This window comes from Nitratireductor sp. StC3 (assembly GCF_003015025.1).
GTDB lineage: Bacteria > Pseudomonadota > Alphaproteobacteria > Rhizobiales > Rhizobiaceae > Mangrovimarina > Mangrovimarina alexandrii.
Genome location: NZ_PYBP01000009.1, coordinates 20376 through 34451, shown reverse-complemented (window position 1 = coordinate 34451; position 14076 = coordinate 20376). Strand labels below are relative to the sequence as shown.

Sequence of the window (14076 nt, the reverse complement as noted above, 5' to 3'; positions counted from 1 at the left end):
TTTTGAACATCATGGGCCGGACGTAAGAGGCCCGATCGGTTTCCGCCGCCAAGCAACGGCGCGAAACCGCCCATGGGCAGGTCATGGGGCAGGATTGCAGGACGCCCGGATTGCCGGACGTCGCGCTGTCTTGCCCATGGCTCGTCCGCAACGAAGCCAGACGGAAACGGTCCGCGCATTTGCGTCGCGGATCGACGTTTCTGCATATGAGAGACACACATGTTCAATCACCACAAAGTGGAAATCGAATGGGGCGGTCGTCCGCTCATCCTCGAAACCGGGAAGATCGCACGCCAGGCCGACGGTGCCGTGCTCGCCACCTATGGCGAAACGGTCGTGCTGGCGACCATCGTGTCGGCCAAGGAGCCGAAGCCGGGTTTCGATTTCTTCCCGCTGACCGTCAACTACCAGGAAAAGACCTTCGCCGCCGGCAAGATCCCGGGTGGCTTCTTCAAGCGTGAAGGCCGTCCGAGCGAGAAGGAGACGCTGACCTCGCGTCTGATCGACCGCCCGATCCGCCCGCTTTTCGTCGACGGCTACAAGAACGACACCCAGGTCGTTCTGACTGTCCTGCAGCACGATCTGGAAAACGATCCCGATATCGTCGCCATGGTCGCCGCCTCGGCCGCGCTCACCCTGTCGGGCGTGCCGTTCATGGGGCCGATCGGCGCGGCGCGCGTCGGGTATATCGGTGGCGAGTATGTGCTCAACCCGCATCTCGACGAGATGGAGGAATCCAAGCTCGACCTCGTCGTCGCCGGTACCGGTGAAGCCGTGTTGATGGTGGAATCGGAAGCTCAGGAATTGTCCGAGGACGCCATGCTCGGCGCGGTCATGTTCGGCCACAAGAATTACCAGGCGGTGATCGACGCGGTCATCAAGCTGGCCGAGGTCGCCGCCAAGGAGCCGCGCGAATTCAAGCCGACCGATCTTTCCGAGCTCGAAGCCGAGATGCTGAAGATCGCCGAGACCGAGCTGCGTGCGGCCTACAAGCTGACCGACAAGCAGGAGCGCTACAACGCCGTCGACGCCGTCAAGGCCAAGGTCAAGGCGGCTCTGCTGCCGGAAGGCGAGGAAGAGCCCAAATGGACCGGCGAGCAGATCGGCACCGTCTTCAAGGGCCTGCAGGCCAAGATCGTGCGCTGGAACATTCTCGACACGGGCAACCGCATCGACGGCCGCGACCTTGAGACCGTGCGCCCGATCGTCGCCGAAGTCGGCGTCCTGCCGCGCACCCACGGTTCGGCCGTGTTCACCCGCGGCGAAACCCAGGCCCTGGTCGTCGCCACGCTCGGCACCGGCGAGGACGAGCAGTTCATCGACGCACTGACGGGAACCTACAAGGAAGCCTTCCTGCTTCACTACAATTTCCCGCCTTATTCCGTCGGCGAGACCGGCCGCATGGGCTCGCCCGGTCGGCGCGAGATCGGTCACGGCAAGCTGGCTTGGCGCGCCGTGCATCCGTTGCTGCCGGCGCCCGATCAGTTCCCCTACACGCTGCGCGTCGTCTCCGAGATCACCGAATCCAACGGTTCCTCGTCCATGGCGACCGTCTGCGGCACCTCGCTGGCGCTGATGGATGCCGGCGTGCCGCTCGCCAAGCCGGTCGCCGGCATCGCGATGGGCCTGATCAAGGAAGACGAGCGTTTCGCGGTCCTGTCCGACATTCTCGGCGATGAGGATCATCTCGGCGACATGGACTTCAAGGTCGCCGGCACCGACGAAGGCATCACCTCGCTGCAGATGGACATCAAGATCGATGGCATCACCGAGGAGATCATGAAGGTGGCGCTCGGTCAGGCCAAGGGCGGTCGCCTGCACATTCTCGGCGAGATGTCCAAGGCGCTGTCGGAAAGCCGCGGCGAGCTCGGCGAATTCGCGCCGCGCATCGAGGTCGTGACCATCCCGACCGACAAGATCCGCGACGTGATCGGCGCCGGCGGCAAGGTGATCCGCGAGATCGTCGAAAAGACCGGTGCCAAGATCAACATCGACGATGACGGCACGGTCAAGATCGCCTCGTCCAACGCCAAGGAGATCGAGGCGGCGAAGAAGTGGATCCACACCATCGTCGCCGAGCCGGAAGTGGGCGAGATCTACGAGGGCACGGTCGTCAAGACCGCCGATTTCGGCGCCTTCGTCAATTTCTTCGGCCCGCGCGACGGCCTCGTGCACATCTCCCAGCTCGCCAATGAGCGTGTCGCCAAGACCACGGATGTGGTCAAGGAAGGCGACAAGGTGTTCGTGAAACTGATGGGCTTCGACGAGCGCGGCAAGGTGCGCCTGTCCATGAAGGTCGTCGACCAGGAGACCGGCAAGGAAGTTGCCAAGGAAAAGAAGAAGGAAGAGACCGAGGAAGCCGACGCCTGAGCGCCGGATCTCTGACGGACTTCACGGGCGCGCCTCGCAAGGGGCGCGCCCGTTTCCTTTCAAACGTCGACGCCTCCGGCCGCGCGCCAAGTGGGATCATGAGCGAAAACGCCACGAAAACGCTGTTTCATCCGTTCGAAAACGGAACCCTTCCCGTGCCGGGTGCCAAGCAGCGGGCGCTTTTTCTGGGAGCTGTGCCCGGCTTCCGGCTGCCGGACGGCTTTGCGGCCAACCTGCAAGCGGTGCAGGGATTTCGCCCGGATTTTCTCGCCTTGGACCGTCACGGCGTGGCGGTGACGCCCGAGCCGCAGGGGGATGGCTACGATCTGGCGCTGGTGCTGCTCGGTCGCCATCGCGGTCAGAACGAGGCTCGTATCGCCGAGGCCTATGCCCGCACGAAAAACGGCGGTCTCGTGCTGGTCGCCGGGGGCAAGAAGGATGGCGTCGACAGCCTGCGCAAGCGTCTCGGCAAGTTGATCGCCCTCGATGGCAGCCTGTCCAAGCATCACGGCATCGCCTTCTGGTTTGCCAGGGCGGAGGCGGCGGCACCCGTTATGGCCGAGTTGGCGTTTAGCGGGCGCGCTGTGACGGTCGACGGCCGCTTCCGGGCCGCGCCCGGCATGTTTTCACACGATCGCATCGATCCGGCCTCGCGCTTGCTGGCGGACCATCTTCCCCAGGATCTCGCTGGCCGGGCCGCCGATTTTGGCGCCGGCTGGGGCTATCTCGCGGCTGCGCTTCTGGAGCGCGCCGGACAGCACCTTTCCGGCCTCGATCTTTACGAAGCCGACCACGCGGCGCTGGAGGCGGCCAAGACCAATCTGGCGTCCCAGGCCGGGCGCACACCGCTTGGCTTTCACTGGCGGGATCTTTTGAGCGAACCCGTGCCGCGCCACTATGACGTCGTGGTGATGAACCCGCCCTTCCACCACGGGCGGGCGGCCGAACCGGCGATCGGAACGGGCATGATCCGGGCGGCGAGCGCTGCGCTCAAGCCGGGCGGGCGGCTTTTCCTCGTCGCCAATCGGGGCTTGCCTTACGAGACCGACCTGGCGGCGATGTTCGCCACCTCCGGTGAGACGCTGCGCGACACACGTTTCAAGCTGCTTTGGGCCCGCCGCTGACGGCTGGTCGGGCAAGCCGCGCTTCGGGCGGCATCCGGTGCCGCCGGCTCAGTGGACGGCGTGCCGAACCTCGACTGCCTCGTCCCCGCGCACCATCAAAGGTTGCGGCTTGCCGAACAGATAGCCCTGGAACACGTCGCAACCGGCCGCGCGCAGCAGGGTTGCCTGATCCTCGGTCTCCACGCCCTCGGCGATCGTGTCGACGCCCAGCGCGCGCGACAATCCGACAATGGTCGACACCACCGCGCCGCCATTGTTGCGGTCGATGCGCGAGACGAAGGAGCGGTCGATCTTGAGCTTCTGGAACGAGAAATCGATCAGATAGGACAGGTTCGAATATCCGGTCCCGAAATCATCGACGGCCACCGTCAGGCCCATGGCGGTGAATTCGCGCAGGATTTCGGCGGCGCGCGTGCGATCCTGCATCATCGCGGTTTCGGTGACTTCGAGCTCCAGCCGCGACGGCGGCAGACCGGTGTCCTCCAGCACCCGTCTAACCAGGCTGGCGAAATCCTTGGTCATGAACTGCACCGGCGAGATGTTGACGGCAACGAAGCAACCGTCCGGCAAAGCGTGCGCGTCCGTGCAGGCCTTGCGCAGCACCCACTCGCCGATCGGGCCGATGATTCCGGTCTCTTCCGCGATCGGAATGAATTCGGTCGGCGAAATCATGCCGCGAGCCGGGTGGGTCCAGCGGATCAGGGCTTCGTAGCCGACTACGCGGCCTTTCATGTGATCGAATTGCGGCTGGTAGTGGAGATCGAAATCGCCACGGTCGAAGGCGGTGCTCAACTCCGCTTCGATCCACTGCCGGTAGTCGGCCACCTGTCCCATTTCCGGCTGGAACACCGCCCAGTTGCCCATGCCATTGGCGCGCGCGTGCTGCAGCGCCAGGTTGGAGCGGCGCAACAAGACGATCGGGTCGTCACCGTCCTTTGGAACGGCCACGACGCCCACCGACAGGTTCAGCGACTGCAGATGCGAAGGCAGCTGATAGGGTTCCGTCATCTTTTCGATCAGCGCGTCGATCCTCGTGCCGATCTCTCCATCGACCAGGCTGTCGGGCACCAGGGCGGCGAATTCTCCAGCCCCGATGCGCCCGATTTCGGCGCCCTCCGGCAGGCAGGCCTTCAGCCGCTGCGCAAAGGCGCGGATGACCTGGTCGCCCTGGCTGTAGCCGATGGCATCGTTGATTTGCTTGAAACGGTCGATGTCGAGATCGATCAGGAAAACGGGTTCGCCCAGCCTGGTGCTGGTCGCCACGGCCTCGGCGGTCTTGCCGATCAGTGCGTTGCGGGAATGAAAGCCGGTCAGTTTGTCGATCTGCGTTTCCCGGAACACGTAACCGGCCGATTCGTCGACACCGGCGAAGAAGGACAGCGCCGCCCCGGCCGCCGCCAGCGCACATAACGCCGCCACGCTCGCGCCGACGATCTCCGGCGGCAGGCCGGCCAGGTTTCCGCCGAGCCCCGACCGCAATGCCCACAGGCCGATAATGAAGCTGCCCAGACCCGAGCTCGCTATCGTTATCATCCTGAAGATCGGTGACCGGTTCGGATCCGGTGCGTCACGCATGGCAAATCCCTCACTCGCCATGTACCAAAGCACAGGCGCATTAAGGTTCGTTGCGTGACTTCGTTCGAATTTTAGCGAAATCGTGTCGCAGGCGCGCTCATTCGGACTTCTTGAGTTCCTCGAGGCTCGGCATCGACACGATATGATAGCCGGAATCGACGTGATGGATTTCCCCCGTCACGCCGGCGGAGAGATCGGACAACAGATAGAGCGCCGAATTGCCCACCTGGTCGATGTCGACACTGCGCCGCAGCGGGGAATTGCGCTGCTGAAAGGCGAACATGTGGCGGGCGTCGGCGACGCCTGCCCCGGCGAGCGTACGCACCGGTCCGGCCGACAGCGCGTTGACGCGGATGCCGCGCGGGCCGAAATCGGTTGCCAGATAGCGCACGCTCGCTTCCAGCCCCGCCTTGGCCACGCCCATGACGTTGTAATTGGGCATGACGCGCGTCGAACCCGCATAGGTCAGCGTCAGCATCGCGCCGTCATCGTTCATCATCGCCGCGGCACGGCGCGCGACCTCGGTAAAGGAAAAGCACGAAATCACCATGGTGCGGGTGAAATTGGCGCGCGTGGTGTCGGCGTAGAGACCCTTGAGCTCGTTCTTGTCGGAAAACCCGATCGCATGCACGATGAAATCGAGTGTGCCCCATTCCGATTTCAGCGTGTCGAACACGGCCTCGACCGAGCTTTCGTCCTCGACGTCGCAGGGAAGAACCAGCTTCACGCCGGCCTGTTCGGCGAGCGGCTTGACCCGCCGACCGAATGCCTCGCCCTGATAGGTGAACGCCATTTCGGCGCCGTGCTCGAACGCCTTTTTGGCGATGCCCCAGGCGATCGAGTGATCATTGGCCACGCCCATGACGAGGCCGCGCTTGCCCTTCATCAGCCCTTCCATGTGCGCGCTCCTACCCGGAATGCCGCTGGAAGACGAGGGTCGCGTTGGTGCCGCCGAAGCCGAACGAGTTCGAAAGCACGGTGTCGATCCTGGCGTTGTCGATGCGTTCGCGCACGATCGGAGCGCCTTCGAATTCCGGATCGAGCGTGTCGATATGCGCGCTTTTGCCGATAAAACCTGCCTGCATCATCAGGATCGAATAGATCGATTCCTGCACGCCGGCCGCGCCCAGAGAATGGCCGGTGAGCGATTTTGTCGACGCGATGTGCGGCATCTTGTCTCCGAAAACCTCGCCGATCGCGGCGATCTCTCGCGAATCGCCGACCGGCGTCGAGGTGCCGTGCGTGTTGATGTAGTCGACATCGCCCTCGACGGTCGCCAGTGCCTGGCGCATGCAGCGTACCGCGCCCTCGCCGGAGGGGGCGACCATGTCGAACCCGTCCGACGTCGCGCCGTAACCGACCAGTTCGGCATAGATCTTGGCGCCGCGCGCCTTGGCGTGTTCCAGCTCTTCGAGAACCAGCACGCCGGCGCCGCCGGCGATCACGAACCCGTCGCGGGTAACGTCATAGGCGCGCGAGGCGGTGGCCGCCTGGTCGTTGAATTTGGAGGACATCGCGCCCATGGCGTCGAACAGGTTGGACATTGTCCAATCCAGATCCTCGTGTCCGCCCGCGAACACGATATCCTGCTTCCCCCACTGGATGAGCTCGGCCGCGTTGCCGATGCAGTGCGCCGAGGTCGAGCAGGCCGAAGAGATCGAATAATTCACGCCATGGATCTTGAACCAGGTCGCAAGCGTCGCCGAGGCGGTCGAAGACATCGCCTTCGGTACCGCGAACGGGCCGATGCGCTTGGGGCTGTTGTTCTTTTCCGTGATCGCGGCCGCTTCCACGATGGTGCGCGTCGACGGGCCGCCGGAGCCCATGATGATGCCGGTGCGCTCGTTGGTGATGTCGGTTTCGGCCAGGCCGGAATCGGCGATCGCCTGTTGCATGGCGACATGGTTCCAGGCGCCGCCCTTGGACAGGAAGCGCATCGCGCGCCGGTCGACCAGTTCGGCGGGGTCGAGCGTGGGGGCTCCCCAGACCTGGCAGCGGAAGCCGTGCTCGGCGAATTCATCCGAAAAGCTGATCCCCGAGCGCGCATCGCGCAGCGAGGCTTCGACCTCGCCGGCATCGTTGCCGATTGACGAGACGATACCGAGTCCGGTTACGACGACACGCTTCATGTCGTTCTCCCTGGAATTGTTCAACGGGCCATATCAGGCCGGGCTAAGTTAGGCTTCCTGCTTGGCCAGGCCGACCTTCAGGTCGGAGGCCGTGTAGATCGTTTCGCCGTCCGCCTTCAGCCAGCCGTCGGCGATGCCCAGCACCAGTCGGCCGCGCATGACGCGTTTGAAGTCGACGCCGAATTCGACCCGTTTGACGTCCGGCGTCACCATGCCCTTGAACTTGACCTCGCCGGTGGACAGCGCCATGCCCTTGCCCGGCTCGCCGAGCCAGCCCAGGAAAAAACCCGTCATCTGCCACATCGCGTCCAGGCCGAGGCAGCCCGGCATCACCGGATTGCCGATGAAGTGGCACGGGAAGAACCAGAGATCGGGCTTGATGTCCAGTTCCGCGCGGATCATGCCTTTGCCGTATTCGCCGCCGGCCTCATCGATCTCGGTGATCCGGTCGAACATCAGCATGGGCGGCGCCGGAAGCTGGGCGTTGCCCGGTCCGAAAAGCTCGCCCCGCGCGCACGCCAGGAGCTCTTCGTAGCCGTAGCTGGATTTCCGCTCTGCCATTAAACCCTTCCCGCTTTGCCAATATGGCCGGCCGCCAGTGCCCGCCCGCTTCTACGTCCGGTCGTTGTGACCGACCGCAAGAAACCTATGCCTGCGCTTATCGCGATGTGCTGCACGGGTCAATGTGCCGCTATTGATCTGGATTTAAGGAGAAGTTATATCCTGAAGTGTGAATTTGACGCCGGACCCGGTGCGCTGGGGGCGTGCGTGGGCAAGGCGCCCCGAAACGAGGTGAAATGCTGGACACATTGTCTCTGGCGAAGAGGAAGGTGCGCACGGCCGGCTTGCGGCCGACGCGGCAGCGTGTCGCGCTTGCAGACCTCCTGTTTGCCAAGGGCGACCGGCACCTGTCGGCCGAAGAACTGCATGAGGAAGCGGTAGCCGCCGGCGTTCCCGTCTCCCTGGCGACCGTCTACAACACGCTGCATCAGTTCACCGAAGCCGGCATGCTGCGCATCCTCGCCGTTGAGGGCGCCAAGACCTATTTCGATACCAACACCTCCGACCACCATCACTATTTCATCGAGGGCGAGAGCCGCGTCGTCGATATCCCCTCCGGGCCGGTCACCGTGCATAACTTGCCCGAGCCGCCCGAGGGCATGGAAATCGTGAATGTGGATATCGTCGTGCGGCTGCGGCCCAGGCGTTACGGCTGAACCGACCACCGCTTTCCGGTATTTTTTGGCAATGCCATGGCTGCCGTGAGGCGTGCCAGCTCGTGGTCCGCAAGACCGTGTCGGGCCGTCCGCCGCCGGTTCGGCGGGGCGAGGCGCCCGCATGTTGCTTGAGGCTCTCGGACCTGACCCGCGCTGTCGCCGAGCGCCCGGTTGGGCTGGCCTCAGTCCTCGATGGTTTCTCCGGGATAGGCACCCCAGACTTGTTGCTGGCGCACCCAGCCGGTGTGGCCGTCGAAATCCATCCGGCACCAGTCGCCGTTGCAGGTGCGGATTTCGCCGACCGCGCCTGGTTCCACGAGCGCGACCGTGCGCGCGTCGTCATAGGGCTCCTTACGCAGGGCGATTTCCGCCGCCTTGCCGCGCTGCCAGGGGGCGGCGATCCCTGTGCGACGGCCCGACAGCAGCGAGCCGCTGATCCAGCCTTCGACGCCTTCCGAATCGCGCACCCGGCGCCAATTGTCGTATTCTTGGATAATCTCCATCGGCAGGCCGCTGCGCAGATAGAGCCAGTCGACGGCATAGCTGCGACCGGGCCCGATCCGCAGATTGACCCGACTCGCCTTGAGGCTCACGAAGCGCGGCAGCGGCAGGCCGCTTGGCCCGCGGGCGACGGGTTGCGAGGCGCCGGCCGTCCAGGCGGGCGTGGCGGACATGAAGGATGCGGTTGCCGTTGCCAGGAGAGCAGCCCCAACGGCCAGGCCAAGCGACACGAAACGCGACACGGTCAGTCCCTGAATTTCGAACTTCTCGCGGCTGCAAAGCATGCCGGCAAGGTCCGGTTTTTCTTTGTCTTCAACGGGCCCAGTTGTTACACAGGGCCGGGTCGATCACGCTGGCCAGTATCGCCCGTCTTGGTTAAAGAGGTCTCAACAGGATCCGGAACGAGGAAACGATGGCGGGCAGGAAAAAGCCTCTCGTGGTGATCACGCGCAAATTGCCGGATCCGGTGGAAACGCGCATGCGCGAATTGTTCGATGCGCGGCTGATCGTCGAGGACAGGCCGATGACGCAACCCGAACTGGTCGCTGCGGTGCGCGAGGCCGAGGTTCTGGTGCCCACCATCACCGACCGCATCGACGCGGCGCTGATCGCCCAGGCCGGCGAGGGGCTGAAACTGATCGCCAATTTCGGCAATGGCGTCGACCATATCGATGTCGAGGCCGCGGCGCAGAAGCAGATCACCGTCACCAACACGCCCAACGTGCTGACCGAAGACACGGCCGACATGACCATGGGCCTGATCCTGACCGTGCCGCGGCGCCTGATCGAGGGCGCGGGCGTGCTGAAGGGAGACGGCAAATGGAGTGGCTGGTCGCCGACCTGGATGCTCGGGCACCGTATCTGGGGCAAGCGGCTCGGCATTATCGGCATGGGCCGGATCGGAACGGCCGTGGCGCGGCGCGCCAAAGCCTTCGGGCTGTCCATCCACTATCACAACCGACACCGGGTCGCGCCCGCGATCGAGGACGAGTTGGAGGCGACCTATTGGGAAAGCCTCGACCAGATGCTGGCCCGCATGGACATCATCTCCGTCAATTGTCCCTCCACGCCCGCCACGTTCCATCTGCTGTCGGCGCGGCGCCTGGCGCTGATGCAGCCCGGCTCCTATATCGTCAACACGGCGCGCGGCGAGATCATCGACGAGAGCGCGATGATCGACATGATCCGTGAGGGCAGGCTTGCCGGTGCCGGCCTCGACGTGTTCGAACATGAGCCGGCGGTCAATCCGAAGCTCGTCAAGCTTGCCGAAAAAGGCAAGGTCGTTTTATTGCCGCATATGGGATCGGCCACGATCGAGGGCCGTATCGACATGGGCGACAAGGTGATCATCAATATACGCACGTTTTTCGACGGTCATCGCCCGCCCGACCGGGTGCTTCCGGGCCGGCTGTGAGCAAGCGAAGCCTGCTGCCCGGCGCGGACGCGGCTTAGCTCTGGTCGTCCAGAGCCTGGAGCGTACCGTCGTTTGCGACCGTGACAATGCGGTCGCTGAACGCGGAAAATTGCTCCGGATCGAGCCGCACCGCGACCGGCGGCTCCCAGCCCATCTCGCGCGCCACGACCAGTCCCAGAAGCAGGATCGCGTCGGCCTCGCCGATGATCAGCGCCGCCGGCGCCACGCCGGCCCTGACAAGCTCCAGAAGCACGGACGAGGCCGATGACGAGCCGATCGTCGCCGGCACGAACAACACTTTCGCAGCCACGACTGCACCATGTTGCGGGTGGCGCACGTCGATGATCCTGCCGTCGCGCGGATCGACCCCGCCCCAGAAGCTGATCGGAGCCTGCAGGACGAGCGCGGGGCCCTGGCCGGGCGCGCCGGGAACCAGCACCTCGCCCTTCGCCTGCACCGTCAACCCTGTGGCTCCGACAGCACCGGCCGCCCGCTGACTGCGCTTTCCACGCAATCGGCAAGCGAGCCGTACAGTGTCGCGTACCCGGTATTTCCCGGCGCGTAATGCGCGAATTTGCCGGAATTGGTCATCAACACACCCCCCTTGATGTCCGCCAAAATCGGCGTGACCACGACGCACGTGTCGGCCACGATCGTCACGCCTGCCTCTTCCAGCGAGGTCCGCCGCCGCTGATCCCCGAGTGCTTCCAGAACGTGCCGGGCGGTGCAGGCGAACAGCGGCACCTGCAGGCGGCGCCCCGCAATAAGGCTTTCGAGCCGGTCGAACTCGGCCAGCGACAAATGCGGGCTGCCGATCGCGACCGCGTCGATGCGGTCGGCGCGCGCGGCGGTCGAAAGCCGCCGGCGGCTGTCGGCAACCATCGCCGCGGTCACGACGATGCGCGTTTCCGGCTCCAGGCCACCGGTGGCGGTGGCGAGATCGGGCGCTTCCGGCGTCAGGCCGACAATATGGAACAGCCCGACCGCGCCGGATGAGGCGGCCGCCGCGCCGAAGGCTTTGAGCGCGTCCTCGTCGGGGGCGCCGCGCACTCCGGTGAGCACGCCGACGGCGTTGCCGACCAGCCGGCCGTAGAGGCTGCCCAGCACCGGCCATGCCGTATCGTCGGCGAAAAACCGGTCCGACAGTCCCGAAACGTCGACCACCACCCGGGCGCGGCGGTTCTCAGCCTGGTGCAGGCCGCAATCGGGCGCGCGCCCGGCCACCGCGCAGGCAATGTCGAGGAAGTCGCCGTAGCGGTTGGTGCGCGCGCCCAGAACGGAATTGCAAAACACCACCGCGTTCGATTCGCCCCAGGCGACGTCCTCGCCGCGCGCCGGACGATGCCCGGCCTGATACGGCGCGCAGGTCCAGCTCGGTTCGCAGCCGAGCGCCACATAGGCCCGCATCATCCGCTGCGCCATGCCGCGCTGCGGTTCGGCCAGTCGCACCGTGCAGCCGCCGGCGAGATCGAGCGCGCCGACATTGAGCGTCGCCCGCACGGCGACCCGTGCGCCCTCGGTGACGAGTTTTTCGGCGAAGAGCGTGCCCGAATCCCCGTGATAGAGGCCGCCGTCAATATGGGCCGATGTGATCGGCAGCAGCCGGCGCGCGCCGAGAAGCCGTGCGCTTTCGGCAACGATGCGCATCGCCATCGCCTTGCCGTCCCGTCCGGCCGCGAGCGCGCGTTCGTCGTCTGCCAGCATCACGTTCATGTCTGGCTCCGGCCGTATTTCATGGTCTCGAACCGGGCGCCGAGCCCGTCATACAAAAGCAGCCTCCCCACGAGCGGCTCGCCGATCCCGGTGATCAGCTTGATCACCTCCATTGCCTGCAGCGTGCCGATCACGCCCGTTAGCGCCCCCACGATGCCGGCCTCCGCGCAGGACGGCACCATGTCCGCAGGCGGCGGTTCGGGAAAAAGGTCGCGATAGGAGGGCAGGGGCGCGCCGTCGGCGCCGTGCGCATAGGGTTTGAGCACCGTCAGCGAGCCGTCGAAACGTCCGACGGCGCCGGTAACCAGCGGTTTGCCCGCCGCCGCGCAGGCGTCGGCCACCGCATAGCGGGTCTCGAAATTGTCGGACCCGTCGGTGACGATGTCGTAGCCGGCGACCAGCTCGGCGGCACCGGTGGCGGTCAGGCGCAGCCGGTGCTTTTCCACCGCCACGTGCGGGTTGATCGACGCGATCGTGTCGGCGGCGCTGTCCACCTTGGCCCTGTCGAGCGCGTCGGTGCGATGGATGATCTGCCGTTGCAGGTTTGACAAAGACACGATGTCGTCGTCGACGATCCCGAGTGTGCCGACGCCGGCGGCGGCGAGATAGCTGAGCGCGGGCGCGCCCAGCCCGCCCGCGCCGATGACGAGCACCCGCGCGCGTTTCAGCCTCTGCTGGCCTGCGCCGCCGATCTCCGGCAGGACGATGTGACGCGCATAACGTTCCAGCTCGCTGTCGCTCAGGGGCCGTGTCGTGGCCTTGTCCATGCCTGTCCGCCTTTTTAACCTGTCGCGTGTCGTGACCGGCCGCCCTCTCGCGCCGGCGCGCCGTAACGCTACGTCAACATGGCCGGAAATGCGACCGGGTGTCAGCCGCGACCGCCGGCGGTGAGCGTGCCGCCGGAAACCGACACGAACTGGGCTCGTTCGGCGATCGCCGAAAACAGTTCCGGCTCGGTGCCGGTCATGAAGACCTGGCCGTTGAGATCGTGCAGGATGTCGAACAGGGCGGCGCGGCGGCGATGGTCGAAATGGGCCGCGATCTCGTCGAGCAGCAGCACCGGTGCCATGCCGGCCATCTCGCCGGTCAGCCGCGCATGCGACAGCACGATGCCGACCAGCAAGGCTTTTTGCTCGCCGGTCGATGACAGCGCCGCCGGCATGTTCTTGGGTCGATGGCGGACCAGGAGGTCGGCGCGGTGCGGCCCATCAAGGGCCCGGCCGGCGGCGCGGTCGCGCTCGCGCTCGGTGGCCAGCCGGTGGCGAAACAGTTCCTCGGCCTCGATTGCCGGGCGGTCGGCGAGCATCTCCTCCACGAAGCCCGACAAGGCCAGATCGGCGCGCGGAAAGGTGTCGCCGTCGGGCGCGCGTTCGATCATGGCGCTCAACAGTCGCACCATTTCGACACGCGCGGCCGCGATCGCCGTGCCGGTCTCGGCCATCTGCGCCTCGATCGCGGCGAACCAGGTCTGGTCGCGCGCATTCTCGGCAAACAGCCGGTTGCGTCCGCGCATCGCCTTTTCAAAGGCGAGCGCGCGGCGCCCGTGCGCGGGATCGATGGTCAGCACGAGCCGGTCGAGGAAGCGACGCCGGTCCGCGGTCGGACCGGTGAACAGCCCGTCCATGGCGGGGGTCAGCCACATGACCCGCAGCCATTCCTGCATGGCGTCGGCCGAGCGCGCCGGCGCGCCGTTGATGCGCACGCGCCGGCCGGTTTCGGCCTCGCCGTTTTCCGTTCCGCCGGCACCGGTGCCGATCTCGACCGGTCCGTCCGGCCAGTCCAGCCTGGCATGGAGCGCGAAACCGCCCGACGCTCCCTCGCGTGTCATGTCGCCATAGGTCGCCCGGCGCAGGCCGCGCCCCGGCGCGAACAGCGATATCGCCTCCAGGAGGTTGGTCTTGCCGGCCCCGTTTTCCCCGGTCAGCACCACCGCGCCATTGTCGAACCTAGCGCTGAGGGCGGCGTAATTGCGAAAATCGGTAAGTGTAAGCTTACCTATTCGGATCTGGGGCGGTTTGTCCGTCACGGTCGCC

At 65.6% G+C, this 14076-nt stretch carries 13 protein-coding genes; 4 read left to right on the top strand and 9 right to left on the bottom strand.

Annotated features, from left to right (window positions below):
- Positions 1-219: 219 nt before the first annotated feature.
- Together pnp and C7T96_RS17360 are read left to right on the top strand one after the other, a co-directional pair.
- Complete coding sequence (gene pnp, locus C7T96_RS17365) at positions 220-2370, top strand: polyribonucleotide nucleotidyltransferase (protein WP_106572523.1); 2151 nt, start codon at positions 220-222, stop codon at positions 2368-2370.
- Between the two features lie 98 nt (positions 2371-2468).
- A complete protein-coding gene (locus C7T96_RS17360) occupies positions 2469-3494 on the top strand; it encodes a class I SAM-dependent methyltransferase (RefSeq protein WP_106572522.1) in 1026 nt (341 codons plus the stop codon).
- A 48-nt stretch (positions 3495-3542) separates the two neighbouring features.
- Here the strand turns inward: C7T96_RS17360 and C7T96_RS17355 are convergent, their stop codons facing one another.
- From C7T96_RS17355 to fabA, 4 genes are all read right to left on the bottom strand, one after another.
- Positions 3543-5069 (bottom strand): bifunctional diguanylate cyclase/phosphodiesterase, encoded by a 1527-nt coding sequence (locus C7T96_RS17355; RefSeq protein ID WP_106572521.1) that lies wholly within the window; start codon positions 5067-5069, stop codon positions 3543-3545.
- A 97-nt stretch (positions 5070-5166) separates the two neighbouring features.
- Complete coding sequence (gene fabI / locus C7T96_RS17350) at positions 5167-5967, bottom strand: enoyl-ACP reductase FabI (RefSeq protein ID WP_106572520.1); 801 nt, start codon at positions 5965-5967, stop codon at positions 5167-5169.
- A 10-nt stretch (positions 5968-5977) separates the two neighbouring features.
- Positions 5978-7198 carry a beta-ketoacyl-ACP synthase I gene (gene fabB, locus C7T96_RS17345; protein ID WP_106572519.1) on the bottom strand — a complete coding sequence of 407 codons (1221 nt, stop codon included), beginning with the start codon at positions 7196-7198 and terminating at the stop codon, positions 5978-5980.
- A 48-nt stretch (positions 7199-7246) separates the two neighbouring features.
- The gene (gene fabA, locus C7T96_RS17340; RefSeq protein WP_106572518.1) at positions 7247-7759 is read right to left on the bottom strand and encodes a 3-hydroxyacyl-[acyl-carrier-protein] dehydratase FabA; all 513 of its coding nucleotides are present in this window, start codon (positions 7757-7759) and stop codon (positions 7247-7249) included.
- 236 nt (positions 7760-7995) lie between these two features.
- On the opposite strand from fabA, the gene irrA reads away from it, so the two are divergent.
- On the top strand, positions 7996-8415 hold the full coding sequence (gene irrA, locus C7T96_RS17335; RefSeq protein ID WP_106572517.1) for an iron response transcriptional regulator IrrA: 420 nt from the start codon (positions 7996-7998) through the stop codon (positions 8413-8415).
- Between the two features lie 182 nt (positions 8416-8597).
- On the opposite strand, the gene C7T96_RS17330 is transcribed toward irrA, so the two are convergent.
- A complete protein-coding gene (locus C7T96_RS17330; protein WP_164749926.1) occupies positions 8598-9158 on the bottom strand; it encodes an SH3 domain-containing protein in 561 nt (186 codons plus the stop codon).
- A 170-nt stretch (positions 9159-9328) separates the two neighbouring features.
- On the opposite strand from C7T96_RS17330, the gene C7T96_RS17325 reads away from it, so the two are divergent.
- The gene (locus tag C7T96_RS17325; protein ID WP_106572515.1) at positions 9329-10330 is read left to right on the top strand and encodes a D-glycerate dehydrogenase; all 1002 of its coding nucleotides are present in this window, start codon (positions 9329-9331) and stop codon (positions 10328-10330) included.
- 34 nt (positions 10331-10364) lie between these two features.
- Here the strand turns inward: C7T96_RS17325 and C7T96_RS17320 are convergent, their stop codons facing one another.
- The 4 genes from C7T96_RS17320 to recF all read right to left on the bottom strand — a co-directional run bounded on the left by C7T96_RS17320 (position 10365) and on the right by recF (position 14069).
- The gene (locus tag C7T96_RS17320) at positions 10365-10793 is read right to left on the bottom strand and encodes a DUF126 domain-containing protein (RefSeq protein ID WP_245414164.1); all 429 of its coding nucleotides are present in this window, start codon (positions 10791-10793) and stop codon (positions 10365-10367) included.
- Positions 10790-12043: an aconitase X catalytic domain-containing protein gene (locus C7T96_RS17315; protein ID WP_106572514.1), complete on the bottom strand. Its 1254-nt coding sequence runs from the start codon at positions 12041-12043 to the stop codon at positions 10790-10792. The genes C7T96_RS17320 and C7T96_RS17315 overlap by 4 nt, the downstream gene beginning before the upstream one ends.
- Positions 12040-12810 (bottom strand): molybdopterin-synthase adenylyltransferase MoeB, encoded by a 771-nt coding sequence (locus C7T96_RS17310; RefSeq protein WP_106572513.1) that lies wholly within the window; start codon positions 12808-12810, stop codon positions 12040-12042. The genes C7T96_RS17315 and C7T96_RS17310 overlap by 4 nt, the downstream gene beginning before the upstream one ends.
- Positions 12811-12911: 101 nt before the next feature.
- Positions 12912-14069, bottom strand: a complete 1158-nt coding sequence (recF, locus tag C7T96_RS17305) for a DNA replication/repair protein RecF (RefSeq protein WP_238719939.1) — start codon at positions 14067-14069, stop codon at positions 12912-12914.
- Positions 14070-14076 lie beyond the last annotated feature (7 nt).